Source organism: Streptomyces sp. NPDC051219 (assembly GCF_040682335.1).
Classification (GTDB): Bacteria; Actinomycetota; Actinomycetes; order Streptomycetales; family Streptomycetaceae; genus Streptomyces.
Genome location: NZ_JBFBAS010000021.1, coordinates 13230 through 39154 on the forward strand (window position 1 = coordinate 13230; position 25925 = coordinate 39154).

General features: G+C 70.1%; 21 protein-coding genes and 1 pseudogene. 8 read left to right on the forward strand and 14 right to left on the reverse strand.

Annotation, left to right across the window (positions count from 1 at the left end):
- Positions 1 to 29: 29 nt before the first annotated feature.
- A complete protein-coding gene (locus AB0M62_RS22625; RefSeq protein ID WP_366076088.1) occupies positions 30 to 1763 on the reverse strand; it encodes an urease subunit alpha in 1734 nt (577 codons plus the stop codon).
- Positions 1760 to 2449: an urease subunit gamma gene (gene ureA / locus AB0M62_RS22630; protein ID WP_366076089.1), complete on the reverse strand. Its 690-nt coding sequence runs from the start codon at positions 2447 to 2449 to the stop codon at positions 1760 to 1762. Before ureA ends, AB0M62_RS22625 begins: the two co-directional genes overlap by 4 nt.
- A gap of 86 nt (positions 2450 to 2535) precedes the next feature.
- Between ureA and AB0M62_RS22635 the strand changes: the two are divergent.
- Positions 2536 to 3940 (forward strand): annotated as a pseudogene (locus tag AB0M62_RS22635) (cytosine permease).
- Between the two features lie 120 nt (positions 3941 to 4060).
- Here the strand turns inward: AB0M62_RS22635 and AB0M62_RS22640 are convergent.
- From AB0M62_RS22640 to AB0M62_RS22650, 3 genes are all read right to left on the reverse strand, one after another.
- A complete protein-coding gene (locus AB0M62_RS22640) occupies positions 4061 to 5146 on the reverse strand; it encodes a branched-chain amino acid aminotransferase (protein ID WP_366076090.1) in 1086 nt (361 codons plus the stop codon).
- Positions 5147 to 5371: 225 nt separating this feature from the next.
- Positions 5372 to 6409 carry a 3-isopropylmalate dehydrogenase gene (locus AB0M62_RS22645; protein WP_366076091.1) on the reverse strand — a complete coding sequence of 346 codons (1038 nt, stop codon included), beginning with the start codon at positions 6407 to 6409 and terminating at the stop codon, positions 5372 to 5374.
- Positions 6410 to 6497: 88 nt separating this feature from the next.
- Positions 6498 to 6626, reverse strand: coding sequence for a hypothetical protein (locus AB0M62_RS22650; protein ID WP_366076092.1), 129 nt, complete (start codon positions 6624 to 6626; stop codon positions 6498 to 6500).
- A 261-nt stretch (positions 6627 to 6887) separates the two neighbouring features.
- Between AB0M62_RS22650 and AB0M62_RS22655 the strand changes: the two genes are divergently transcribed.
- Together AB0M62_RS22655 and AB0M62_RS22660 are read left to right on the forward strand one after the other, a co-directional pair.
- A complete protein-coding gene (locus AB0M62_RS22655; RefSeq protein WP_366076093.1) occupies positions 6888 to 7226 on the forward strand; it encodes a PadR family transcriptional regulator in 339 nt (112 codons plus the stop codon).
- The gene (locus AB0M62_RS22660; RefSeq protein ID WP_366076094.1) at positions 7223 to 7960 is read left to right on the forward strand and encodes a DUF2812 domain-containing protein; all 738 of its coding nucleotides are present in this window, start codon (positions 7223 to 7225) and stop codon (positions 7958 to 7960) included. The genes AB0M62_RS22655 and AB0M62_RS22660 overlap by 4 nt, the downstream gene beginning before the upstream one ends.
- 82 nt (positions 7961 to 8042) lie before the next feature.
- Here AB0M62_RS22660 and AB0M62_RS22665 read toward each other — a convergent pair whose 3' ends face one another.
- Positions 8043 to 8600, reverse strand: a complete 558-nt coding sequence (locus AB0M62_RS22665) for a GNAT family N-acetyltransferase (protein WP_366076095.1) — start codon at positions 8598 to 8600, stop codon at positions 8043 to 8045.
- Here AB0M62_RS22665 and AB0M62_RS22670 point away from each other — a divergent pair.
- Together AB0M62_RS22670 and AB0M62_RS22675 are read left to right on the forward strand one after the other, a co-directional pair.
- Positions 8559 to 8888: a hypothetical protein gene (locus AB0M62_RS22670; RefSeq protein ID WP_366076096.1), complete on the forward strand. Its 330-nt coding sequence runs from the start codon at positions 8559 to 8561 to the stop codon at positions 8886 to 8888. The genes AB0M62_RS22665 and AB0M62_RS22670 overlap by 42 nt on opposite strands.
- An 18-nt stretch (positions 8889 to 8906) precedes the next feature.
- On the forward strand, positions 8907 to 9716 hold the full coding sequence (locus AB0M62_RS22675; protein WP_366076097.1) for a DUF1206 domain-containing protein: 810 nt from the start codon (positions 8907 to 8909) through the stop codon (positions 9714 to 9716).
- 89 nt (positions 9717 to 9805) lie between these two features.
- Here the strand turns inward: AB0M62_RS22675 and pruA are convergent, their stop codons facing one another.
- Together pruA and AB0M62_RS22685 are read right to left on the reverse strand one after the other, a co-directional pair.
- Complete coding sequence (gene pruA, locus AB0M62_RS22680) at positions 9806 to 11437, reverse strand: L-glutamate gamma-semialdehyde dehydrogenase (RefSeq protein ID WP_366076098.1); 1632 nt, start codon at positions 11435 to 11437, stop codon at positions 9806 to 9808.
- A gap of 31 nt (positions 11438 to 11468) precedes the next feature.
- On the reverse strand, positions 11469 to 12395 hold the full coding sequence (locus AB0M62_RS22685) for a proline dehydrogenase family protein (protein ID WP_366076099.1): 927 nt from the start codon (positions 12393 to 12395) through the stop codon (positions 11469 to 11471).
- A gap of 182 nt (positions 12396 to 12577) precedes the next feature.
- On the opposite strand from AB0M62_RS22685, the gene AB0M62_RS22690 reads away from it, so the two are divergent.
- Positions 12578 to 13804, forward strand: coding sequence for a helix-turn-helix domain-containing protein (locus AB0M62_RS22690; RefSeq protein WP_366076100.1), 1227 nt, complete (start codon positions 12578 to 12580; stop codon positions 13802 to 13804).
- A gap of 167 nt (positions 13805 to 13971) precedes the next feature.
- A complete protein-coding gene (locus AB0M62_RS22695; protein WP_366076101.1) occupies positions 13972 to 14946 on the forward strand; it encodes an NAD(P)-dependent alcohol dehydrogenase in 975 nt (324 codons plus the stop codon).
- Between the two features lie 103 nt (positions 14947 to 15049).
- Here AB0M62_RS22695 and serA read toward each other — a convergent pair whose 3' ends face one another.
- From serA to AB0M62_RS22725, 6 genes are all read right to left on the reverse strand, one after another.
- On the reverse strand, positions 15050 to 16642 hold the full coding sequence (gene serA / locus AB0M62_RS22700) for a phosphoglycerate dehydrogenase (protein ID WP_366076102.1): 1593 nt from the start codon (positions 16640 to 16642) through the stop codon (positions 15050 to 15052).
- A 228-nt stretch (positions 16643 to 16870) separates the two neighbouring features.
- Complete coding sequence (gene ilvC, locus AB0M62_RS22705) at positions 16871 to 17872, reverse strand: ketol-acid reductoisomerase (RefSeq protein ID WP_366076103.1); 1002 nt, start codon at positions 17870 to 17872, stop codon at positions 16871 to 16873.
- A 106-nt stretch (positions 17873 to 17978) separates the two neighbouring features.
- Entirely contained in the window at positions 17979 to 18503 is a 525-nt protein-coding gene (gene ilvN, locus AB0M62_RS22710; RefSeq protein ID WP_254369629.1) for an acetolactate synthase small subunit, read from the reverse strand.
- 36 nt (positions 18504 to 18539) lie between these two features.
- Positions 18540 to 20399 carry an acetolactate synthase large subunit gene (locus AB0M62_RS22715; RefSeq protein WP_366076104.1) on the reverse strand — a complete coding sequence of 620 codons (1860 nt, stop codon included), beginning with the start codon at positions 20397 to 20399 and terminating at the stop codon, positions 18540 to 18542.
- Positions 20400 to 20615: 216 nt separating this feature from the next.
- Complete coding sequence (locus AB0M62_RS22720; RefSeq protein WP_366076166.1) at positions 20616 to 23456, reverse strand: EAL domain-containing protein; 2841 nt, start codon at positions 23454 to 23456, stop codon at positions 20616 to 20618.
- Between the two features lie 294 nt (positions 23457 to 23750).
- Entirely contained in the window at positions 23751 to 24689 is a 939-nt protein-coding gene (locus AB0M62_RS22725; protein ID WP_366076105.1) for a 2-hydroxyacid dehydrogenase, read from the reverse strand.
- 75 nt (positions 24690 to 24764) lie between these two features.
- On the opposite strand from AB0M62_RS22725, the gene AB0M62_RS22730 reads away from it, so the two are divergent.
- On the forward strand, positions 24765 to 25763 hold the full coding sequence (locus AB0M62_RS22730; RefSeq protein WP_366076106.1) for an aldo/keto reductase: 999 nt from the start codon (positions 24765 to 24767) through the stop codon (positions 25761 to 25763).
- The last annotated feature ends 162 nt before the right edge of the window (positions 25764 to 25925 follow it).

The following is a 25925-nucleotide window of genomic DNA, read 5'->3' on the forward strand; positions in this document are numbered from 1 at the left end:
GCGGTCCTTGTCGCTGTCCGGGGCGGGGGTCAGAGGAAGTAGAGGCGGTTGAGGGAGACGGTGTCGGCGGGTTCGGAGCGGACCGGGTCGCCGTCGAGGGTGACCAGTCCGCTGTGGCCGTCGACCCCCACCGCTCCGATCCGGGAGTTGAGGACCAGGTCGGCCGGTCCGATGCCGCGGGTGCCGCGTACGGCCACCCGACGCCGCTTGGTCGGCATCAGGTCCGACTCGAGCGCGGCCGCCGCGCCCGAGACGAAGGCGACGGAGATGTCGGCGGCGGTAGCGCCGTACGAGCCGAACTGCGGGCCCAGGACGAGCGGCTCGCAGGTGTCGGTGGCCGCGTTCGGGTCGCCCGTCACTCCGTACGCCGGGAAGCCCGACTTCAGCACGAGCTGCGGTTTGGCGCCGAAGAACTGCGGTCGCCACAGCACGATGTCGGCGAGCTTGCCCACCTCGATGGAGCCGATCTCGTGCGCGAGGCCGTGGGCGATCGCCGGGTTGATGGTCAGCTTGGCGATGTAGCGCAGCACGCGCCCGTTGTCGTCGGCCGGTCCGTCGCCCTCCATCGGCCCCAGCTCGGCCTTCATCTTCCCGGCCATCGCGAAGGTCCGGCGCACGGTCTCACCCGCGCGCCCCATGCCCTGGGCATCGGAGGAGGTGATGCCGATCGCGCCCAGGTCGTGCAGGACGTCCTCGGCGCCCATCGTCCCTGCCCGGATCCGGTCGCGCGCCATGGCGGCGTCGCCCGGGAGGTCCGGCTTGAGGTCGTGGACGGAGACGATCATTCCGTAGTGCTCGGCGACCGCGTCCCGGCCGAAGGGGAGGGTGGGGTTGGTGGAGGAACCGATGACGTTCGGGACACCCGCCATCTTCAGGACGTTGGGGACGTGTCCGCCGCCGCAGCCCTCGATGTGGAAGGCGTGGATGGTCCGGCCTTCGAGAACCTTCAGCGTGTCCTCGACGGAGAGGCATTCGTTCAGGCCGTCGCTGTGCAGCGCGACCTGGACGTCGTGCTCCTCGGCGACCCGCAGCGCGGTGTCCAGGGCGCGGGTGTGCGCACCCATGTCCTCGTGGACCTTGAAGCCGGACGCCCCGCCCTCGGCGAGCGCCTCGACCAGCGGGGCCGCGTCCGAGGACGAACCGCGCGCCAGGAAGCCGATGTTGACCGGCCAGGCGTCGAATGCGTTGAAGGCGTGCCGCAGCGCCCATGGCGAGTTGACGCCGACGCCCCAGACCGGGCCGAACTCCTGGCCGATGACCGTGGTGACGCCCGAGGCGAGCGAGGCCTCCATGATGCGCGGCGAGAGCAGGTGGACATGGGTGTCGACGGCACCTGCGGTGGCGATCAGGCCCTCGCCGGAGACGATGCTCGTGCCCGTGCCGACGACGACGTCCACGCCGTCGAGGGTGTCCGGGTTGCCGGCCCGCCCAATGGCGTGGATCCGTCCTTCCCGGATGCCGATCGAGACCTTCCGGATGCCCTGCACGGCGTCGATGACCAGCACGTTGCTGATGACCACGTCGCAGGTGTCCCGGACGGCGGCTGCCTTCAGATGCAGTCCGTCGCGGGCGGTCTTGCCGAAGCCGGCCAGGAACTCGTCACCGGGCTTCTGGGCGTCGGACTCGACCCGGACGGTCAGCCCGGAGTCTCCCAGCCTGACCCGGTCCCCGGCGCGCGGCCCGTGCACGGCGGCGTACTCGTACGGATCGATGCTCCCGGCGGGACGCTCGTCGTGATGGCTGCGGTTGCTCTGCCTGCTCATCGTTCAGCTCCCAGGTATCCGCAAGCCACGGCCCTGCGCAGGGCTTCTTCCTTCGCGCCGGGCGCGTCCAGCTCCCCGTCGACCAGACCGGCGAAGCCGATCGCGATCCGGGCGCCCCCGATCGGGACGAGGCCGACCTCGGCCGCCCTGCCCGGGTCGAAGCGGAACGAGGCCCCGGCGGGCACGTTCAGCCGCATGCCGTAGGCCGCCGACCGGTCGAAGTCCAGCCGCGGATTGGCCTCGAAGAAGTGGAAGTGCGAGGTCACGCTCACCGGCACGGCCGCGGTGTTCCGTACGGTCAGACGCAGCACCGGCTCGGGCTCGGGCTCGGGCGTCTGGGGAGCGGGCAGCACCGCTCCCGGGGCGTCGTCACCCAGGCCGCCGCCCCGGATGGGTGCCGAGACGACCGCGAGCCGTGAGCCGTCGTCGAAGACGGCCTCCACATGGACCTCGGTGACCACGTCCGCGACGCCCGGCAGGACGTCGTCGGGGCCGAGGACATTGCGCGCCTCCTCGATCGCCTCCGCCAGGCGGCGCCCGTCACGGGCGGCCTCACAGACGGTGTCGGCGATCAGCGCGGTGGCCTCCGGCACATTGAGCCTCAGTCCGCGGGCCCGGCGCGCCCGCGCCAGTTCCGCGGCTCCGTACAGCAGAAGCCGGTCGCGCTCCGTAGGGGTCAGCCGCACGCCGTTCCACCTCCCTGGGAATTTAGAGCATCACTCTAATCCCCTAACCAATCTCACGTAAACATTGACCTGCTGCCCTGCCATGGATGACATTGAACGTTACTCAAACCGACCTGGGCGGACCGCGGGACCTCGTCTCGACCCTCCTCGGCTCGAACCTGTGCCTCGGCGTGATCGTCTTCGGCTGGCTGCCGGTCTCCTTCGGGCTGGGTCTGTGGCCCGCCGTGACCTCCGTCGTCGCGGGCACGGTCGTCAGCACCCTGCTGACCGCCCCGCTCACGCTGGTCTCGCTGCGTACCGGCACCAACCTCTCCACCTCCAGCGGCGCACAGTTCGGCGTACGTGGCCGGCTCATCGGGTCGGTGGTCGGCCTGCTGCTCCCTCGGGTACACCGCCCTGACGCTGTGGATCGGCGGCGACGTCATCGTCGGCACGCCGGCCCGCCTCGTCGGCACCTGCACCGACGCCCCGGCCGTCGTGCTCGTCTACACCCTGCTCGCCGCGTGTACCGCCTTCGCCGCGGTGTACGGCTACCGCCTGCTGCTCAGGCTCAGCCGGGTGCTCGCCATCGGTACGACGGTCCTGCTGCTCCTCGGCGTACTCGCGTACTCCGGCGGCTTCACCACGGCTCCGCCCGCGGACACGCCGTACCTCCTCGGTGGCTTCTGGCCGACCTGGCTGCTGTCCGCCGTCGCCGCCGGCCTTAGCGGCCCCATCGCCTTCATCACCTTGCTCGGCGACTACACCCGCTACCTCTCGCCCCGCCGCCACAGCTCGGGCACGGTCCTGCCCGCGACATGCCTCGGCCTGTTCCTCGGTCTGCTTATCCCCCAGCTCTTCGGCACCTTCACCGCCCTGGCGGCGGGCGCGGTCACCGACTACGCCGGCCCGCTGGTCGACGCCGCCCCCGGCTGGTACCTGCTCCCGCTGGTGCTCACCGCGTCGGCCGGCTCGGTGGGCAACGCTGGCCTGATGGTGTACTCCATGAGCCTCGGCCTGGACGCGATCCCGCCCCGCGCCACGCGGGCCCGGGCGACCCCTGTCGTCGCAGCGGTCGCGACGGTGTTCGTCTTCCTCGGGCACTTCCTGTGGGACGCGCGGTCCGCGATGACGTCGTTCGTGCTTCTGCTGACCGCGATCGGCACCCCGTGGGCGGTGATCACGCTGATCGGTTACGTCCGCCGCGCCGGCACGTACGACGCGGAGGCTCTCCAGGTTTACAACCGCCGCGCGAAGGGCGGCGTCTACTGGTTCCGCGCGGGCTGGAACCTCTCCGCCACCGCGTCCTGGACCGTGGGCGCGGCGGTCGGGCTGGCCGCGGTCTCGACTCCGCTGTACCAAGGGCCGCTGCTGGCCCTGACCGGCGGCGTGGACTGCAGCTTCGTACTCTCCGGAACCGCGGGCGGTCTGGCCTGCGCAGCGCTGACCCTCCGGTCGCCGGCACCGGCGCCGGCACCTTCGGAGCCGGCCCGCGCCGAGGTGTCCGCATGACGAATGTTGGACGGCGCGGGCGCCAACTGCGCCGCAGGCCCGCCCCCGGAATGAACCGGGAGCGGGCCTGCCTGCGTGCCTTGGGTGTGCGTGCCTCGGGTGTGGCGTGCCTGGGGGTGCTCAGCCGAGCTTGTGCATCCAGCCGTGGGTGTCCTCGGCCGCGCCCGTCTGGAGGTCCAGCAGCGCCTTGCGGAGCTCCATCGTCACCTTGCCGGGCTTCCCGTCCGCCTGGATCCAGTTCGCACGGGCGGACTTCACCGAGCCGACCGGGGTGATGACCGCGGCGGTGCCGCAGGCGAAGACCTCGGTAAGGGTGCCGTTCTCGTTGTCGCGCTTCCAGTCCTCCGTGGAGATCCGGCCCTCGACCGCCTCGTAACCGAGGTCCGTGGCGATCTTGAGGAGGGAGTCCCGGGTGATACCGGGAAGCAGTGACCCGGTCAGTTCGGGGGTGACGATCTTGTCGCCGTACACGAAGTACAGGTTCATGCCGCCCATTTCCTCGATCCAGCGGTGCTCGACGGCGTCCAGCCACACCACCTGGTCGCAGCCGTGCTCGGCCGCCTGCGCCTGGGCCACCAGCGAAGCGGCGTAGTTGCCGCCGGTCTTCGCCGCGCCCGTGCCGCCCTTGACCGCGCGGACGTACTCCTCCGAGAGCCACACGGAGACCGGCTTGACGCCGCCCGGGAAGTACGCACCGGCCGGCGAGGCGATCACGATGAAGAGGTACTCATTGGCCGGCTTCACACCGAGGCCGACCTCGCTCGCGAACATGAAGGGGCGCAGGTACAGCGACGCTTCACCCGAACTGGGGACCCACGCCTTGTCCTGGTTGACGAGCGCGTCACATGACTCGATGAAGAGGTCCACGGGAAGCTCGGGCATGGCGAGCCGGCGGGCCGACCGCTGGAAGCGCTCCGCGTTCGCCTCCGGCCGGAAGGTCGCCACCGTGCCGTCGGGCTGGCGGTAGGCCTTCAGCCCCTCGAAGATCGTCTGCGCGTAGTGCAGTGTCATGTTCGCCGGGTCGATGGAGAGCGGCGCGTACGGGACGAGCTGAGCGTCGTGCCACCCGCGGCCCTCCGTCCACTTGACCGTGACCATGTGGTCGGTGAAGTGGCGGCCGAATCCGGGGCTGACCAGGATCGCCTCGCGCTCCGCGTCGGACAGCGGGTTCGAGGAGGGCTTGAGCTCGATCGTGGGCGTCGTCATGAGTGCTTGTCCTTCACCGGTTGTGTGTGACGGACCGCGCTCACGCCTCCTAGGACGTCCGAGCTTTTCTCCCGCATGCCGCGGCCCCACGTTCGATTATCACGCTTGTGGAGCCTCGGACGAAACGGCGTGAATCCGCGGCCCAGAGGATGATGGTGGCACCCGGGGGCCGCAAAGCACAGCCGCCGGGTCGTCGACCCGGCGGCTGAGAGACGTTCGCGCGGGTCAGCTCGCTACGCGTACCGCGAGCGCGTCGCCGATCTCGTCGGTCGTACGGGATCCCCGGCGCTCGGCGAGGTCCGCGGCGACCGCTTCCTCGATCCGGGCCGCCTCGGTACCGTAACCGAGGTGCCGCAGCAGGAGCGCGACGGACAGCACGGTCGCGGTGGGGTCGGCCTTGCCCTGGCCCGCGATGTCGGGCGCGGAGCCGTGAACGGGCTCGAACATCGACGGGAAGGCGCCCGTCGGGTTGATGTTCCCGGAGGCCGCGAGCCCGATGCCACCGGTGACGGCGGCGGCGAGGTCGGTGAGGATGTCGCCGAAGAGGTTGTCGGTGACGATGACGTCGAAGCGCTCGGGCTGGGTGACGAAGAAGATCGTCGCGGCGTCGACGTGCAGGTAATCGGTGGTGACCTCGGGGTACTCCCGGCCGACCCGGTCGAAGATGTTCTTCCACAGGTGGCCCGCGTACACGAGCACGTTGTTCTTGTGGACGAGCGTCAGCTTCTTTCGGGAGCGGGCGTTGGCGCGCTCGTACGCGTCGCGGACGACCCGCTCCACGCCGTAGGCGGTGTTAACGCTGACCTCGGTGGCGACCTCGGCGGGGGTGCCGGTGCGCAGCGAGCCGCCGTTGCCGGTGTACGGGCCCTCGGTGCCCTCACGGACGACGACGAAGTCGATGTCGTGGCGGCCGGCCAGCGGGGTCGCCGTGCCGGGGAACAGCTTCGACGGGCGCAGGTTGATGAAGTGGTCGAAGGCGAACCGCAGCTTCAGCAGCAGCCCGCGCTCGAGGACGCCGGACGGGACAGAGGGGTCACCGATCGCGCCGAGCAGGATCGCGTCGTGCTGCTTGAGGGCGTCGAGCTCCGCGTCCGGGAGAGTCTCCCCGGTGCGGTGCCAGCGCCGGGCGCCGAGGTCGTACTCCTTGGTCTCCAGCTTCACATCCTGCGGGAGCGCCGCGGCAAGGACCTTCAGGCCCTGAGCCACGACTTCCTGGCCGATGCCGTCACCGGGGATCACTGCGAGATTGAGGCTGCGAGACATGTCGGCACCCTAACTCCGCGTCCCAGTGAATGACATCAGCCGTCCGCCATTCGGACGTGACCGTCGGCGGAAGCTCCGTCGAGGGCGGTCAGTGACCGGTCGAGCCGCCGTTGTCCCTGCGGTCGAGGGCCCGCTGCAGGGCGGCGGCGGCGTTCTTGCGCTCGGTCTCGCTCGTACGGGGCGTGTGGCGGACGCGGCGGACGGTCGTCTCGGGCATGGTGATCGACTCCTTGAGATCACGAGGATGATTTCGAGGCGCCGGAAGGGGCGGGGAGCGTGCCGCAGGGGTTGCCTGCTCGGGGGCACGGACTCACGACCGCCATTCGCTGGATCGAGCGAGACGTTCGGCTTCTACAACGCTAAGTCAATGGAGGCTGTCTGTCTTTACAATTACTCGGACTTCCTACTATCTGAGACGGCCATAGCCACCAACACCACCTAGGTTGCATTCCTAACTAGGTAGTGCTGGAATACTGGCATGGCCGCACACCGCAGATCCAGCTGGCTCAAGGGCGTCCTTGACCTCCTCGTCCTCTCCTGCCTCACCGGAGGCGAGAGTTACGGCTACGAGATCTCCAAGTCGCTGGCCGCCGCCGGCCTCGGCGAGATCAAGGGCGGGACGCTCTATCCCGTCCTGAACCGGCTCGAGGAAGCCGGACTGGTCGCCGGGGAGTTCCGGGCCGCCGAGCGCGGCCCCGGACGGCGCTATTACCGGATGACCGACGCCGGGCACCGGGCGCTGGCCGAACAGGGCGCGTCCTGGCTGGAGTTCAACAAGGCCGTCACATCCATGCTGACCACAGGGGGACCGTCATGACCGAGACCACCGACTACTTCGACGCACTCGCCACCGCTTTGCTGAAGGGCGGTATGGCCGAGCCGGCCGTGTCGGCGACCCTTGCCGATCTCCGTGGCTACCTCACGGAGACCGGGACGGCCGCGCATGAGGAGTTCGGTCCGGCCGGGGAGTTCGCCGCAAGGCTGGCCGGCGGTGCGCCGGCCGGAGAACCGGTCGCCGAGGCGGAGACGTGGAAGTGGACCGCCGACATCTATGTGGACCGCAAGCACCTCAACGCGTACGGGGACCAGGGCTGGGAGGTCGAACGCATAGACCGGCTCGGCCGCTTCGTCAGCCGCCGCGACCCGGAAGCCGCCATGTGCTGGGAGTACAGGCGCGAAGTCACGGGGATCAAGGACCGCACCGCGATGACGGAGGCCCTCGCGCCCGAAGGCTGGGAAGTCTGCGGCCAGTGGCTGTACTTCCAGTACTTCAAGCGGCCCAAGGCGGCGAGCGCGGGACCGGCGGCCGTGATCGAGACCCCGCCCGAGGCACCCGGCCGCCGGCTTTTCCTCAGCGGCGGCTACCGCAAGCAGCTGGTGGCCACACTGGTGGCCGTCGTCCTGTGCGCCGCGCTGACGGCATACGCCGTCGGCCGGGGCGCGAACGTCACGGCCATCCTGATCGGCGCCGCGGTCGCCGCTCCGATCGGCGGCCTGCTGGGCTGGTACGCGGTCAAGCGGGACGTCCTCACAGGCGCCAAGGAGTCCTGACGGTCAACTCGTGGCCCGGGCGGTACGGCCGCCGGGCGACGGTGCACGGCTTCGAGGAGCGGACACCGGCAGGACGCACGTCCTACAGCAGATCCCCGTCCCGCCAGTCGAAGAGCAGCTCAGAGGCGGGGTCCGGGAGCAGCCCGCCCGCTGCCGGACGCAGGTACGTGGAGTCCTCCTCGGCCGGCAGCGGGACGATGCCGTCCGGCCCCAGCGCCGAGATCCGGCCGGACCACAGCGCCCAGCCACGCGCCGTGTAGAGCGCGGCTCCGTCGTCGGACGCGGAAAGCGCCCCCAGCGCGTACGCCCCGTCGATCACCTTCTCCAGCGCGTCCATCACCCGCGTGCCCAGCCCCTGCCGACGGCGGTCGGCACGCACGGCGACCGCCTCGACATAGCCGACGCGGTACGACCGGCCCCTGTGCAGCAACCGGCGCTGGATCACGCTCCCGTGCGCGGCGAGGCCGTGGGCGTCCCGTACGAACGTGTGGATACCGCCCAGCCCGTGGTCCCAGTCCTGGTCACTGAAGTCGCCGTCGAACGCGGCGTCCAGGAGGACCCGGATCTCCTGGAGCGCGGCCGGGGTCAGCTCGTAGGTATGGGCGGTACGCAGCGGCTCGGCAGGTGCGGCCTCAGTCATGCACCCACTCTCCCAGGTGCAGCCGACGCCTCGAGCCTCGCCCGGACCGCCGTCAGGTCGGCCTCGCCGACCCCGGCCGCGCACGCCTTCCACGAGGAGAACCGCGCCCCCGACTCCTGCTGGGTCGGCCGCCCGGTCGGCTACCGCGCGAAGAGCTTCGGCGTACTGAAGGTCGATCCCGAGGCGCGCTGGGCGCAGACTCCTTCGGCGTTCCGCTTCAAGCACCTCACCCGGATCGGCTTCGGCGGCCACTACGAGCGCACGCTCGCGGAGTTCGCCTCCGGCTGACGGGGGCACACGCCCTCCATGACCACACTTACGGCCCGGCGGGCCGCCAACAGTTCCGCCATGGAAGCGGCAGCCCGCCTGGGTTTCATCGCCCGCGGACTGATCTACCTCCTCGTCGGCCTGCTCGCCCTGCAGATCGCCTTCGGGCAGGGCGGGAAGGAGGCGGACAAGGGCGGCGCACTCACGGAGATATCCGGGAAGCCGATGGGATCGGTCGTCCTGTGGGCCGTGGGAATCGGACTCGCCGGCATGGCGCTGTGGCGGCTGTCCGAGGCCCTGTTCGGCGCGGCCGGCCCGGACGGCCACAAGCCGGGCAAGCGGCTGCTGTCGGCGGGGCGCTTCATCCTCTACGGCGTGATGTCCTACTCCGTACTCGCCTTCGCCGCCGGCGACCAGGGGAGCGGATCGAGCGACCAGCAGTCCCAGGACGTGACGGCCAAGGCGCTGGAGCTGCCCGGCGGTCAGTGGCTGGTGGGCCTCACGGGACTGGGCATCGCGATCGCGGGCGTCTGGATCGGCGTTCGGGCGGCCATGCGCAAGTACCACGAGCACCTGAAGCTGGGCGAGATGTCGCGGCGGACGCGGCAGGCGGTGGACGTGACGGGTGTGGTGGGCGGCGTCGCCCGCGGCCTCGTCTTCGCGGCGGTGGGCGGGTTTGCGGTCCAGGCGGCGGTCAGCTACGAACCCGATAAGGCCAAAGGCATCGACGACACGCTGCGCTCGTTCGCGGACACGCCCGTCGGCCCGTGGCTGCTGGTGGCGGTCGCGGCGGGCCTGGCGCTGTTCGGCCTCTTCTCGTTCGCGATGGCCCGCTGGCGGAAGGTCTGACGCCACGGCGCACCGACGTGAACCGCCCCCGGTCCGGCGTGGGGGGGCCGGAGCGGGGGCGGGGGTCACCGGGGTGGGACTGGCTGGCGTCAGCCCATGTGCGGGTAGCGGTAGTCGGTCGGCGGGACCAGGGTCTCCTTGATGGAGCGCGTCGAGGTCCAGCGCATCAGGTTCGACGCGGCGCCCGCCTTGTCGTTGGTGCCCGAGGCGCGGCCGCCGCCGAACGGCTGCTGGCCGACAACGGCACCGGTCGACTTGTCGTTGATGTAGAAGTTGCCCGCGGCGAAGCGGAGCTTCTCCATCATGTCGGCGGCCGCGGCGCGGTCCTGCGCGATGACGGCGCCGGTCAGGGCGTACGCCGAGACGGACTCCATCTGGGCCAGCATCGCGTCGAACTGGTCGTCCTCGTAGACGTGGACCGCGAGGATCGGGCCGAAGTACTCGGTCGTGAAAACCTCGTTCTCCGGGTCGGTGCACTCGATGACGGTGGGGCGCACGAAGTAGCCGACCGAGTCGTCGTACGTGCCGCCCGCGACGATCGTGCAGGTGGGGTCCTCGGCGGCGCGGTCGATCGCGGCCTTGTTCTTCGCGAACGAGCGCTCGTCGATGACGGCGCCGATGAACTGTGTCAGGTCGGTGACGTCACCCATGGCGATGCCGTCGACCTCCGCCGCGAACTCCTCCTTGAAGCCGGAGTTCCAGATGGAGGCGGGGATGTAGGCACGCGAGGACGCCGAGCACTTCTGGCCCTGGAACTCGAACGAGCCGCGGGTCAGGGCGGTCTGCAGGATCGCGCGGTCCGCGGACGGGTGCGCGACGACGAAGTCCTTGCCGCCCGTCTCGCCGACGAGGCGCGGGTAGGACTTGTACTTGTCGATGTTGTTGCCGACGGTCTTCCAGAGGTACTGGAAGGTCTTCGTCGAGCCGGTGAAGTGGATACCGGCGAGCTCCGGGTGCTCCAGGGCGACCTCGGAGACGGCCAGGCCGTCACCCGTGACGAGGTTGATGACGCCCTTGGGCAGGCCGGCCTCCTCGAGCAGCCGCATGAGCAGGACCGCGGCGTGCGTCTGGGTCGGGGACGGCTTCCAGACCACCACGTTGCCCATCAGGGCGGGCGCGGTCGGCAGGTTGCCGGCGATCGCCGTGAAGTTGAAGGGCGTGATCGCGTAGACGAAGCCCTCCAGCGGGCGGTGGTCGCTGCGGTTCCACACGCCGGTGGAGTTGGCGACCGGCTGCTCGGCGAGGATCTGGCGCGCGAAGTGCACGTTGAAGCGCCAGAAGTCGATGAGCTCGCAGGGGGTGTCGATCTCGGCCTGCTGAACGGTCTTCGACTGGCCGAGCATGGTGGACGCGGCCAGCGTCTCGCGCCACGTGGTGGACAGGAGCTCGGCGGCGCGCAGGATGATCGCGGCGCGGTCGTCGAACGCCATCGCGCGCCAGGCCGGAGCAGCGGCGAGCGCGGCGTCGATCGCGTCCTGGGCGTCCTGGGCGGTGGCGTTGCCGTACGTACCGAGGACGGCCTTGTGGTTGTGCGGCTGCACGACGTCGAAACGCTCGCCGCCGCCCATCCGCTGCACGCCGCCGATGGTCATCGGAAGGTCGATGGGGTTCTCGGCCAGCTCCTTGAGCTTGGCCTCGAGGCGGATGCGCTCGGCGGAACCGGGCGCGTAGGTGTGCACCGGCTCGTTGACCGGCGCGGGGACCTGGGTCACAGCGTCCATGAGTGCCGAATCTCCTTAGGTGGTAGAGGGTTCAGCCGCGGCTGACGAGCGAGCGGAGGAAGAAGGCGAGGTTGGCCGGGCGCTCCGCGAGGCGGCGCATGAAGTATCCGTACCAGTCGGTGCCGTACGGGACATAGACGCGCATCCGGTGGCCCTCGGCGACGAGGCGCTGCTGCTCGGCCTCCCGGATGCCGTACAGCATCTGGAATTCGTACTCGTCGAGCTTGCGACCGTATCGTCTGGCGAGCTCCTGGCCGATGGCGACCATCCGCGGATCGTGCGAGCCGATCATCGGATAGCCACCGCCGGCCATGAGGATCTTCAGGCAGCGGACGTACGCCGTGTCGACCTCGGCCTTGTCCTGGTACGCCACGGAGGCGGGCTCCTTGTAGGCGCCCTTCACCAGGCGCACGCGGGAGCCTTCCCCGGCGAGCGCGTAGCAGTCGTCCTCGGTGCGGAAGAGGTACGACTGGACGACCGCGCCCGTCTGCGGGAAGCGCTGCCGCAGCTCGGCGAGGATCGCGAGGGTGGAGTCGACCGTGGTGTGGTCCTCCATGTCGAGCGTGACCGTGGTGCCGATCTCGGCGGCGGCCTCGACGACCGGGGTGACGTTCTTGAGCGCGAGCTCGTGGCCACCGGGCAGCGCCTGGCCGAAGGCGGAGAGCTTGACCGACATCTCCGCCTGGACGCCCAGTCCCAGCGGGGCGAGGGCGCCGGCGAGAGCCAGGTAGGCGTCGCGGTTACGGAGGGCTTCGGCCGGGTCGGTGATGTCCTCGCCGAGGTGGTCGAGGGTGACCTCCATGCCGCGGCCGGCCAGCGCCAGGACGGCGGTCATGGACTCGTCGAGCCGCTCGCCGGCGACGAAACGGTTCACCACAGGGCGGGTGACCGGTGCCGCCGAGACGATACGGCGGATGCTGTCGCTGCGCGAAGCGGCGAGGAGCACGGGACCCAGCACGGGGCACCTCCACGGAGAGAACGGACAAGGCCGCGAGCGGAACAGATCGATACGAATTCCGTACGGCACGGAGAACCACCGTGAAACCTAAGGATCGCTCCGATCGTCTGCCATCGACAGCTGTCACGCATCCGCGTCCGGGATCTCAGACATATGTCTGAAGGGGGTGCGAGAATGGCGGGGTGCAGGGTGACTACCAGGAACTGGTCGACGAGATCTCGGCGCTGCTCGGGGCTCCCGCGACCCTGGAGAACCGGGATTTCCGGCTGATCGCCTTCGGCGCCCACGACAGCGACGACGACCTCGCCATGGACCCTGTCCGGACCCGTTCGATCCTGACGCGGCAGTCGACGGCGGCGGTGCGGGCCTGGTTCGAAGGCTTCGGGATCGCCCGCGCGACCGGGCCGATACGAATCCCGCCGGCGCCGGACGCCGGGGTGTTCCGCGGCCGGATCTGCCTGCCCGTACGCCATCGGGGGGTCGTCCACGGTTACGTATGGCTGCTGGACGCGGAACCGGGCCCGGCCCCGGAGCAGCTTGCCGCGGCCATGGAGGTCGCGTCCCGCATCGGGGCTCTGCTGGCCGACGAGGCGAAGGCGGGCGCGGCCCTGTCCCGGGAGTTCCGGGCGGTACTCACCGCGGGGCGCGGCTGGCAGCGCGACATGGCGGTGGCGGCGCTGCGGGCGGCTCTGGGCCCGAACGCGGACATGCTGCACGCGGTGGTGTGTGTCGCACCGTGGCAGGGCGACGCCCCGGAGGGCGCGCGAGGCGTGCCCGGCTCGGCGGCGGTGTGCGTCACCCCGTGGGGCGTGCCCGGCCCCGGCGCCGAACCCGACCCACGGGCGGAAAGAGGGACGGACGCGCGGACGGCCGCGAGGGTGGACGGGACGACGGCCGGGACGGGCCGAGCGCTGGCCGTACTGGTGCGCCTGCGCTCCGCCGACGTGCTCGGCCCCGCCCACACCGCCGCGACCCGGCTGCTCGCCACGGCCGGCGGGCCGGCCACCGTCGGAGTCGCCGACCCCCGACGCGGGCTCAACGACCTCGGCGCCGCATGGCAGGAGGCGACGGCTGCCGCCCGCGCGGCGGCGGCGCAGCCACGCCTCGGCCCGGTCGCGGAGTGGGCGACGATCGGCCCGTACCGGCTGCTCACGGCACTGCCGGTGGACCCCGCGCGGGACCGTGCCGTACGCACCCTGCTGGGGCCGGCCCACGCCGAACTCGCACGCACCGCCGAGGTGTTCCTGGACCACGCGGGCCAGGCGGGCCGCGCGGCGGCGGCCCTGGGCATCCACCGGCAGACGCTGTACTACCGGCTCTCGCGAGTGGAACAGCTGACGGGCCTGGACCTGGACGAGGGTGAGGACCGGCTTCTGCTGCACATGGCCCTGAAGGCGGCGCGGCTGTAAGCCCGTTCGGATCCTGCCGGGCTCGCGGGGTCCGGCCTGATCCGAACGAGACCCTAGGGATTGTCCCCGATGCCCGCACAGAGGCCGCTCGCCTACCGTCACGAGTAGCGCTGATCTTCCGGTCAGCCGATCCATTCCGCACCGAACTCGTGCGTCACGGAGGCGTGATGAAGGCGATCGTCCAAGACCGGTACGGCTCACCTGATGTTCTGGAGTTCAGGGAGGTCGACAAGCCGGTGGTCGCCGACCACGAGGTGCTGGTACGGGTCCGAGCGGCCGCGGTGAACGCGCGCGACTGGCATCTCATGCGGGGTGACCCGTACCTGGCGCGCTTGGTGCTCGGGTTCAGCGGGCCGAAGGCGAAGATCCGGGGCACGGACTTCGCGGGTCGGGTGGAAGCGGTGGGCAAGGCGGTGAATCGGTTCCGTCCCGGTGACGAGGTATTCGGCGAGGCCGACGGGGCTTTCGCCGAGTACGTGTGTGCCTCGGACGACGTGTTGGAACGGAAACCGGCCAACCTGACGTTCGAGCAGGCGGCCGCGGTGCCCCTGGCGGGGAATACCGCACTCATGGGCCTGCGCGATCTGGGGCGGGTGGAGCCGGGGCAGAAGGTCCTGGTCAATGGGGCGTCAGGCGGTGTGGGGACGTTCGCCGTACAGATCGCCAAGGCCTTCGGGGCGGAAGTGACCGGCGTGTGCAGTACGAGAAACATGGACCTGGTCCGCTCGATGGGCGCGGACCACGTCATCGACTACACCCGGGACGACTTCACCCGGAACGGACGGCGGTACGACGTCGTGCTCGACCTGGTGGGGAACCGCTCGCTGACCGAGTGCCGGCGCGCGCTGACACCGGAGGGGACGCTCGTTCTTTCCGGCGGCGGCGTGTCCGAAGGTGGCAGTCTGGTCGGGCCGATGGGTCTCATCCTCAGGGGGCAGGTGCTGTCCCGTTTCGTCAGCCAACGGCTGCTCGTCCTCACGGCGACGCCGAACAAGGAGAACCTGGCGGCGCTGAGGGAACTCGTCGAGCCCGGAAAGGTCACCCCGGTCATCGACCGGACCTACCCGTTGAGCGAGGCGCCCGAGGCGATCCGGTACCTCGAAGTGGAGCACGCGCGCGCGAAGGTCGTCATCACCGTCTGACGGACCGCTGAGGCCGGGCACCCCACGCCCCGACGGGTGCGAGAACGCCTCAGGGCCCAGTCTCCCGGGCCCTGAGGCGTACGTACACGGCGGAACGCGCCGGTCAGTCAGTGAGGTTGACCGTCCGGGCCGACGTCGCGCCGATATCCTCGGCGATCTCCGCCAGGACGGACGGCGGCACGGTGTCGTCGACGGTCAGCACGACGAGTGCCTCGCCGCCCTCCTCCGCGCGCGAGACCTGCATACCGGCGATGTTCAGCCCCGCCTCGCCGAGGATCCGGCCGACCGTGCCGACCACACCCGGGCGGTCGCTGTAGGACAGCACGACCATGTGGTCGGCGAGCGCCAGGTCCACGTCGTAATCGCCGACCGCGACGATCTTCTGCAGGTGCTTGGGGCCCGCCAGCGTGCCGGACACCGCGACCTCCTCGCCACCCGCCAGGGTGCCGCGGACGGTGACCACGTTGCGGTGGTCCGGGGACTCGGAGCTGGTGGTGAGGCGGACCTCCACGCCGCGCTCCTGCGCGAAGAGCGGAGCGTTCACGTACGAGACGGTCTCGTCGACCACGTCCTCGAAGACGCCCTTCAGGGCGGAGAGTTCGAGCACCTTGACGTCGTGCTGGGTGATCTCTCCGTACACCTCGACATCGAGGCGGACCGCCACCTCGCCCGCGAGTGCGGTGAAGATGCGGCCGAGCTTCTCGGCGAGCGGCAGGCCCGGGCGTACGTCCTCGGCGATGACTCCGCCCTGGACGTTGACCGCGTCGGGCACGAGCTCACCGGCGAGGGCCAGGCGTACGGAACGGGCCACCGAGATGCCCGCCTTCTCCTGGGCCTCGTCGGTGGAGGCGCCGAGGTGCGGAGTGCAGACGACCTGGTCCAACTCGAACAGCGGGGAGTCCGTGCAGGGCTCCTTCGCATAGACGTCGAGGCCCGCGCCGGCAACCCGGCCCTCCTTGAGCGCGCTGGCCAGCGCCGCCTCGTCGACGATCCCGCCGCGCGCGGCGTTGACAATCCGGACCGAGGGCTTCACCTTGTGCAGCGCCTCGTCGCCGATGAGACCGAGCGTCTCGGGCGTCTTGGGCAGGTGGACGGTGATGAAGTCCGAGACCTCGAGCAGTTCGTCGAGCGTGAGGAGCTTGACGCCCATCTGGGCGGCTCGGGCCGGCTGCACGTAGGGGTCGTACGCGACGATCTTCATACCGAAGGCCGACATGCGCTGTGCGACCAGGACACCGATCCGGCCGAGACCGACGACGCCCAGCGTCTTCTCGCTCAGCTCGACGCCCGTGTACTTGGAGCGCTTCCACTCGCCGTTCTTGAGGGCGGTGTTGGCCTGCGGGATGTTGCGCGCGGTGGCGACCAGCAGGCCACAGGCCAGCTCGGCGGCGGTGACGATGTTGGACGTCGGTGCGTTCACGACCATCACGCCGGCCTTGGTGGCGGCGGAGACGTCGACGTTGTCCAGACCGACACCCGCGCGGGCGACGACCCGCAGCTTCTTCGCGGCGGCGATGGCCTCCGCGTCGACCTTGGTGGCACTGCGTACGAGAATCGCGTCGACATCTGCGATGGCGGGCAGCAGCTCCGCGCGATCGGCACCGTTGCAGTGCCGGATCTCGAAGTCCGGCCCCAGCGCGTCGACGGTGGCCGGCGACAGCTCTTCAGCGATGAGTACGACAGGTTTCGAGCTCACGTGAGTCCTCACAAGTCCAGTGCGGACGGCCGTCCCGACGGCCGCAGGCGGTGGAGGGGGCTAGCCGCGTAGAAGACGCACGACACTGTGGGCCTGACGCGTATGTGCTGAGCAGTCTAGTGGCGGAACGGGCCATCTTTTCCGCCCCTCCGGAAGGATCACCCGTCCGTGGTTGGCCGCTGTGGACAAGGGGCCGCGGCTGCGATGCCGCGGCCCCGTCCGTACGGCCTACGCGTCGTTGTCGTCGACCCAGCTCATGAGCTTGCGGAGCTCCTTGCCGGTGGTCTCCAGCAGGTGGTCACTGTCCGCCTTCTTGTACTCGTTGTACTTGGGCAGACCGTTGTGGTACTCGTCCATCCAGTTCTTGGCGAAGGTGCCGTCCTGGATCTCGGCGAGGACCTTCTTCATCTCGGCCTTGGTCTGGTCCGTGATGATGCGGGGACCGGTCACGTAATCGCCCCACTCGGCGGTCTCGGAGACCGACCAGCGCATCTTCTCCAGGCCGCCCTCGTACATGAGGTCCACGATCAGCTTCAGCTCGTGGAGGCACTCGAAGTAAGCGATCTCCGGCTGGTAGCCGGCCTCGACGAGGGTCTCGAAGCCCGCCTTGACGAGCGCCGAGGCGCCACCGCAGAGGACGGCCTGCTCGCCGAAGAGGTCGGTCTCGGTCTCCTCGGTGAAGGTCGTCTTGATGACGCCCGCCCGGGTGCCGCCGATGCCCTTGGCGTACGAGAGCGCGAGCTCGAAAGCACTGCCGGTGGCGTCCTGCTCGACACCGGCGATGCACGGAACGCCGCGGCCCTCCTCGTACTGGCGGCGGACGAGGTGGCCCGGGCCCTTGGGGGCGACGAGCGCGACGTCCACGCCGGCCGGGGGCTTGATGAAGCCGTAGCGGATGTTCAGGCCGTGGCCGAAGAAGAGGGCGTCGCCGTCCTTGAGGTTGTCCTTGATGGACTCCTCGTAGACCTGGGCCTGGATCGGGTCCGGGACGAGGATCATGATGACGTCGGCCTCGGCGGCCGCCTCGGCCGGAGTCACCACACGCAGGCCCTGCTCCTCGGCCTTGACCTTGGACTTGGAACCCTCGTGCAGACCGACGCGCACGTCGACACCCGAGTCACGGAGCGACAGCGCGTGGGCGTGGCCCTGGCTGCCGTATCCGATGACCGCGACCTTGCGGCCCTGGATGATGGACAGGTCGGCATCGTCGTCGTAGAACAGCTCGGCCACTGGGTTTTCTCCTATGTGTGCTGGTGTTACTTCCCACCGTACGGCGGGATCGGATAGGAAGTTCTGAGGTCTCGCCATACGGGCGGAGTCGGCGGACCCGGCGGACTCAGGCGCTGCGGTCGAGCGCCCGCAGGCTGCGGTCCGTGATGGAGCGACCGCCTCGCCCTATGGCGATCGTGCCGGACTGGACGAGCTCCTTGATGCCGTACGGCTCCAGCATCTTGAGCATGGCCTCCAGCTTGTCCGCCCCGCCCGTGGCCTCGATGGTGACGGCCTCCGGGGAGACGTCCACGGTCTTGGCGCGGAAGAGCTGGACGATCTCGACGATCTGGGAGCGCGTTTCGCTGTCGGCGCGCACCTTCACCAGAACGAGCTCGCGCTGGATCGCAGCGCCCGGCTCGAGTTCGACGATCTTCAGGACGTTGACCAGCTTGTTGAGCTGCTTGGTCACCTGCTCCAGCGGCAGGTCCTCGACATTAACCACGATGGTGATGCGGGAGATGTCGGGGTGCTCGGTGACGCCGACGGCGAGCGAGTCGATGTTGAAGCCGCGGCGGGAGAACAGCGCGGCGATCCTGGCCAGGATGCCCGGTGTGTTCTCGACCAGGACGGAGAGCGTGTGCTTGGACATGGTGGCGGTCTCTCTCGGTCTTCTCTCTCGGACTTCTCAGTCGTCTTCGTTGTCGCCGAAGTCGGGGCGGACGCCCCGGGCTGCCATGACCTCGTCGTTGGAGGTGCCGGCGGCGACCATCGGCCACACCATGGCGTCCTCGTGGACGATGAAGTCGATCACGACCGGGCGGTCGTTGATGGCGTTGGCCTCGGCGATGACCTTGTCCAGGTCCGCCGGGTCCTCACAGCGCATCGCGACACAGCCCATGGCCTCGGACAGCTTGACGAAGTCCGGGACGCGGGTACCGGCGCTGGGCTCCTTGCCGCTGGCCTGCGGGCCGGAGTGCAGCACGGTGTTGGAGTAGCGCTGGTTGTAGAAGAGCGTCTGCCACTGACGGACCATCCCGAGCGCGCCGTTGTTGATGATCGCGACCTTGATCGGGATGTTGTTCAGCGCGCAGGTGACCAGTTCCTGATTGGTCATCTGGAAACAGCCGTCGCCGTCGATCGCCCAGACCGTACGGTCCGGCATACCGGCCTTGGCGCCCATCGCGGCCGGGACCGCGTAGCCCATCGTCCCGGCGCCGCCGGAGTTCAGCCAGGTGGCGGGCTGCTCGTACTGGATGAAGTGCGAGGCCCACATCTGGTGCTGGCCGACGCCGGCCGCGTAGATGGTCCCCTCGGGGGCGAGCTTGCCGATGCGCTCGATGACCTGCTGCGGCGAGAGGCTGCCGTCGTCCGGCAGGTCGTAGCCCAGCGGGTATGTGTCGCGCCAGCGGCTGAGGTCCTTCCACCAGGCGGTGTAGTCGCCGGTGTGGCCCTCACTGTGCTCTGCCTGGACGGCCTGGACCAGATCGGCGATCACCTCTCGGGCGTCGCCGACGATCGGGACGTCCACGGCGCGGTTCTTGCCGATCTCGGCCGGGTCGATGTCCGCGTGGATGATCTTCGCGAAGGGCGCGAAGCTGTCCAGCTTGCCGGTCACGCGGTCGTCGAAGCGCGTGCCGAGGGCGATCAGCAGGTCTGACTTCTGCAGCGCGGTGACGGCGGTGACCGCACCGTGCATGCCGGGCATTCCCACGTGCAGCGGGTGGCTGTCGGGGAAGGAGCCGAGCGCCATCAGGGTGGTGGTGACGGGCGCTCCGGTGAGCTCGGCCAGGACCTTCAGCTCGGCGGTGGCGCCGGCCTTCATGACACCGCCGCCGACGTACAGCACGGGCCGCTTGGCCTGGACGATCAGCTTGGCGGCCTCGCGGATCTGCTTGGCGTGCGGCTTGGTGACGGGCCGGTAGCCGGGCAGCTCCTGGGTGGGCGGCCAGCTGAAGGTCGTCTGCGCCTGGAGGGCGTCCTTGGCGATGTCGACGAGGACCGGGCCGGGACGGCCGGTCGAGGCGATGTGGAACGCCTCCGCGATTGTCCGCGGGATGTCCTCGGCCTTCGTGACCAGGAAGTTGTGCTTGGTGATCGGCATCGTGATGCCGACGATGTCCGCCTCCTGGAAGGCGTCCGTGCCGATGGCCTTGGAGGAGACCTGGCCGGTGATCGCGACCAGCGGGACGGAGTCCATGTGGGCGTCGGCGATCGGGGTGACCAGGTTGGTCGCGCCGGGGCCGGAGGTGGCCATGCACACGCCGACCTTGCCGGTGGCCTGGGCGTAGCCCGTGGCGGCGTGTCCGGCGCCCTGCTCGTGGCGGACGAGGATGTGCCGGACCCGCTCGGAGTCCATCATCGGGTCGTAGGCGGGGAGGATCGCGCCGCCCGGGATGCCGAAGACGGTGTCGCACCCCACTTCCTCGAGAGAGCGGATGAGGGACTGCGCGCCCGTAACGTGCTCAGTCGCAGCGGTCTGGTGTCCGCCGGTACGGGCCCGCGGCTGCGGATGGTGGGCCCCGGTGGCCTGCTCGGTCATCGGCATTCTCTTCTCGAAGCTGAGGGTTTTTGCGAGGAGTTCTATCGATTTGGCAGTGGTGCCAGTGCAACAAAAAACCCCTCGTGCCGGGAGGCAAGCGAGGGGAGCGCGCCGGGAGGGGTCTGCAGGGATTCCATATGGCCCTGCTCAGCCGACGCGCTTTCCAAGTACGAGAATTCGGGTGCGCATGGCACTGACCTTCCCCCCGGCGCGCGGGGCGTGTCAAGTGGGTGGGACGCGCGTCTCATTATTTGAGCCATGGCGCACGGGCAGCGAGCCCCCGGCCAGGGCCGGCAGAGGAGCGGCACCGGGCACCGGGAACTCGCCACGGACCAGGGCGCGTCGCAGCCGGTACTCGTCGAGCGGCCCGGAAAAGGCCATCCCCTGGCCGTGTGTGCACCCCATCCCGCGCAGGACGACGACCTGCTCCGGAAGGTCCACGCCGTCCGCGACGGACTGCATGCCGAGATCGTTCGCGATGCGCAGCAGCCCGGAAGTGATCTTGTGAAGTCTGGCTGATTCCACCACCCCTTCCACCAGCCCGCGGTCCAGTTTCAGCACGTCGACCGGCAGCCTGCGCAGCGCGCTGATCGCCGCATAGCCGTTGCCGAAGCCGTCCAGCGCGATCCGTACGCCCAGCCTGCGCAGCGCCACCAGACGCCGCTCCAGCTCGTCGAACGGCACGCGGGGGTCGCTGTCCGCCAGCTCGATGACCAGAGCGCCGGAGGGCAGCCCGTGCCGGGTGAGCAGTGCCTCGACCGAACCGCGGGGCATGGCCCGGTCCAGTAGCCGCTGGGCGGACATCCGGACGGACACGGGGACCTCCCGACCGGCACGGTGGCGCTCGGCGGCCTGCTCGACGGCCTCCTCGAGGAGCCAGCGGCCCAGCTCGGCGGTGCGTGAGCCCTCCGCGGCCTCCGCGCTGTCGGTGACCCGCAGGAATTCGGCCGGGGTGAAGAGGATTCCCTGGGCCGACCTCCAGCGTGCCTGGGCGGCGACGGCGGCGATCCGGCCGTCCGCCAGTGAGACGACCGGCTGGTGGAGGAGCGCGAACTCGCCGTCGTGGAGCGCGGTGCGCAGCTTGGTGGCGAACTCCGCCCGCCGTACGACGTCGGCCTGCATCTGCGGCGCGTACAGCTCGACTCGGTCCTTGCCGCCCGCCTTGGCCCGGTACATCGCCAGGTCGGCGTTGCGCATGAGGTCAGTGGGAGTGATGCCCTCGTCGGCGAAGGCGACCCCGATGCTCGCCGCGACCCGGACGTCGCTGCCGCCGATCCGGTACGGCTTGGACAGCGTGACTCGCAGCCGGTCGGCGATCTCGTGCACCTGGTACTCGCGGGCGCTGCGGTCGCGGCCTCCGTCGCCGAGGATGAGAGCGGCGAACTCGTCACCGCCGAGACGGGCCGCGGTGTCCCCCGCCCGTACCGAGTCCTGGAGGCGGCGGGCTGCCTGGATCAACAGCTCGTCGCCGGCTTGGTGGCCGATGGAGTCGTTCACCGCCTTGAAGCCGTCGAGGTCGATGAACAGCACGGCCGTGCCGGGGTCCGAGGCTCTCCGGCCGGCCAGGGCCTGCCGGACCCGCTGGGTGAACAGGGCCCGGTTGGGCAGGTCGGTGAGCGGGTCGTGCTCGGCGTTGTGCTGCAGCTGGGCCTGCAGGCGGACCCGTTCGGTGACGTCGCGGCTGTTGAGGATCAGGCCGCCCTGATGGCGGTTGACCGTGGACTCGACGTTGAGCCATTCGCCGGAGCCCGACTTGAAGCGGCACTCGATCCGGGTGGTGGGCTCCTCCGAGGGTGGGGCGGCCAGAAACCGCCGGACCTCGTGGACGACCCGGCCCAGGTCCTCGGGATGGATGAGCGTCGAGAGCTCGGACCCGACCAGATCCTCGGCCTCCCGCCCGTACACGCCGGTGGCGGCCGGGCTGACGTACCGCAGTATCCCGGTGGGCGCGGCGATCATGATCACATCGCTGGAGCCCTGGACCAGGGAGCGGAAGTGGTTCTCCTTCTGGGCCAGCTCCTGGGTGAGTGCGATGTTGTCGACGAGCATGATGCCCTGCCGTACCACCAGGGCCAGAACGACCGTGCACGCGGTGAAGACCACCACCCGGTCGACACGGCGGCCGTCGATCACGTTGTAGAGGATGCCCAGGGTGCAGACGGCGGCCGCGAGGTACGGCGTGAGGGCGGGCAGCGAGCCGGTGATCGGGCGGCTGTGGTGGCGGGGGGCGCGGAGGTGGTACCCGGCACCGTCCCCGCCGTGCAGCGCTCGCCGGGCGCCCCACGGGGCGTACGCGAGGAGCAGCGAGCCGGCGAACCAGCCGGCGTCGAGGAGCTGGCCCGAGCGGTAGGACTCGCGGAACAGCGGCGAGGTGAACAGCGCGTCGCAGAGCACGGTCAGGGCGAGCGCGGCGATGGCGGTGTTGATCGCGGACCGGTTGGCGTTCGACCGCCGGAAGTGCAGGGCGAGGACCATCGAAACCAGCACGATGTCCAGCAGGGGATACGCGAGCGACAGTGCCGTGTGCGCAACGCTCTCGCCTCCCTCGGACTGCGCGGTGTGCGCGAGTGCGAGGCTCCAGGAGAGGGTCAGCAGCGAGCCGCCGATCAGCCAGGAGTCGAGCACGAGGCAGACCCAGCCGGCCCTGGTGACCGGCCGCTTGGCGAGCACGAGCAGCCCGACGATGGCCGGCGGCGCGAAGCAGAGGAAGAAGAGATCGGCGGGCGAGGGACTGGGCATCTCGCGCCCGAGCACCACCTCGTACCAGCCCCAGACAGCGTTGCCACCGGACGCCATCAAGGAGGAGAACGCGAACAGCAGCCAGGCCGGCCGGAACCGGCTCTCGTTGGTGCGCGCGTAGAGGTAGCAGGAGACAGCGGCGAGCAGCGCGGCAGCACTCAGGCCGAAGTCCCCCATGATCAAGGCGAGTTGCTGGGAACCCCAGCCCAGTGCGGCGCCCGCCGCATAGCCGCCGCACACCAGCGCCAGGATGAGCTGGGCGACGAGGCTCTTCCCGCCGCGGGGCACCGGACGCCGGCTCAGCAGCGCTCCGGGGGCGCTCACCGGGCAGCCCTGACGGGCACCGCCGGAGGCTTGTGTCTGAGGGTCGGAGCGCGCCAGCGTCGGCGGCCCTGCCGCGTCGGATCGTTCGTCCATTGGCCGTGCATCGCCCGTCGCCCCCCTTGCGGTCCGATCAACACCCCAGCGCCGTACAAATCGTGGCGCAGCCCCTTGCTCGGGACGATACACCAGTTTCGTCACTCAGGGACATAGTTTCTCTACTCTCCGTGACTAAAAGGGGAGTTGAGGCGACTCGGCGCTTCTGAACGGATGCGGAGCGTGTCCGACCCGCTGCCCCTATCCCGTGGTCAGTACGACGTTCTCCAACGGCTCCCCCGCCGCGAACCGCGTCAGCTGAGCAGCCAGCAGACGCTTCGCACGCGGCATGAACGCCGAAGTGCTGCCGCCGACGTGGGGACTGATGAGGACGTTGGGAGCGTGCCAGAGCGGGTGCCCCGCCGGAAGCGGTTCGGGGTCGGTCACATCGAGGGCGGCGCGCAGCCGGCCGGACTCCAGTTCGGCCAGCAGTGCCTTGGTGTCCGCCACGGGGCCGCGGGCGACGTTCACCAGCAGGGCCCCGTCCTTCATCCGGGCCAGGAAGTCGGCTCCCGCCAGGCCTTTCGTCTGCTCCGTGATCGGGGTGGAGAGGATCACGACATCGGCTTCCGGAAGCAACGCCGGCAGATCGGAAAGGGCGTGCACCGGGCCGCGCTCTGTGGTGCGGGCGGAGCGCGCGACGCGCGCCACCCGCGCGCACTCGAAGGGTGCGAGCCGGTCCTCGATGGCGGCGCCGATCGATCCGTAACCGACGATCAGCACGCACTTGTCGGCGAGCGCGGGATAGAAGCCGGACCGCCAGTCCTCCCGGTCCTGCCCGCGGACGAAACCCGGGATGCCCCGCAGCGAGGCGAGGACCAGGGCGAGGGTGAGTTCGGCGGTGCTGGCCTCGTGGACACCGCGGGCATTGCACAGGCGTACACCCGCGGCGAGTTCGGGGAGTCCGGGCTCCACGTGATCGATTCCGGCCGAGAGGGTCTGTACGACACGTACGGACGTCATCGCGGCCAGCGGCCGGACCGCGATCTCCGGCCCCTTCATGTACGGCACCACATAGAAAGCGCAGTCGGCGGGGTCTGCGGGAAAGTCCTTGCCGCCGTCCCAGAAGCGATAGTCGAAACCCGCGGGGAGGCCGTCAATCTCGTCGGCCGGAATCGGCAGCCACACGTCTGAAGTCATGGTCAGGAGGCTATGCGAAGCGGCCCGGACCTCAGAGGTTAGTTTTGGGGGCGGCAGAGGGAGGGGTACGGGCAGGTGGAGCGCAGGATAATCGGGGCGGCAGCGCTCGAAGTGGGCGCCGTCGGTCTTGGCTGCATGCCGATGAACTGGGCCTACACCGCTTCGCAGCAGAACGGCGAGCGGTCCTTGCGCACCGTGCACGCCGCGCTCGACCGGGGTTCGACGCTCCTCGACACGGCGGACATGTACGGCCCCTTCACCAATGAACTGCTGCTCGGCCGGGTGCTCAGGGAGCGGCGGTCGGAAGCGTTCGTGTCCACCAAGTGCGGCCTGCTCGTGGGCGATCAGCACATCGTGGCCAACGGCCGCCCCGGCTACGTGAAGCGGGCCTGCGACGCCTCGCTGCGCCGACTCCAGACCGATGTGATCGACCTCTACCAGCTGCACCGCGCCGACCCCGAGGTGCCGGTCGAGGAGACCTGGGGCGCGATGGCGGAGTTGGTGACCGCCGGAAAGGTCCGGGCGCTGGGGCTGTGCGCCGTCGGGGCGCGGGCTCCGCGCCGCTCCGGTGCGCGGGTGCATGACGGAACGATCCGGCAATTGGAGCGAGTGCAGCAGGTCTTCCCGGTGAGCGCGGTGGAGGCAGAGCTCTCGGTGTGGTCGCCGGAAGCGCTGGACGCGCTCCTGCCGTGGTGCGAGGCGCGGGGGGTGGGCTTTCTCGCCGCGATGCCGCTGGGCAACGGGTTTCTGACCGGGACGCTGACCCCGGGCCAGGGTTTCGAGCCGCAGGACGTACGGGCCAGGCATCCGCGGTTCACGGCCGAGGTGATGGCGGCGAACCAGCCGGTGGTGGCCGGGCTGCGTCGGGTCGCGGAGCGGCACGGCGACTGCACGACTCCGGCACAGGTGGCGCTGGCGTGGGTGCTCGGGCGGGGGCGGCACGTGGTACCGGTTCCCGGCGCCAAACGGGAGCGCTGGGCGGTGGAGAACGCGGGCGCGGACGGTGTCCGGCTGACGGACGCGGATCTGGCGGAGATCGCCGGGCTGCCGCCCGCCCGGGAGTCCTGGGAGTGACGCCGCCGCCCCTGGAGCGGGCGCGGGGCCCGATGGAACCGGCGCATGATCCGACTGCGTCAACTTCTCGGCCGTAGACGACCGAGCTTGCTGGCTCGGTCGTCTGCACCTAGTCACGCTCCCGACTGCCCACTACGGCAGGACGGTCACGGGGCGCATCTA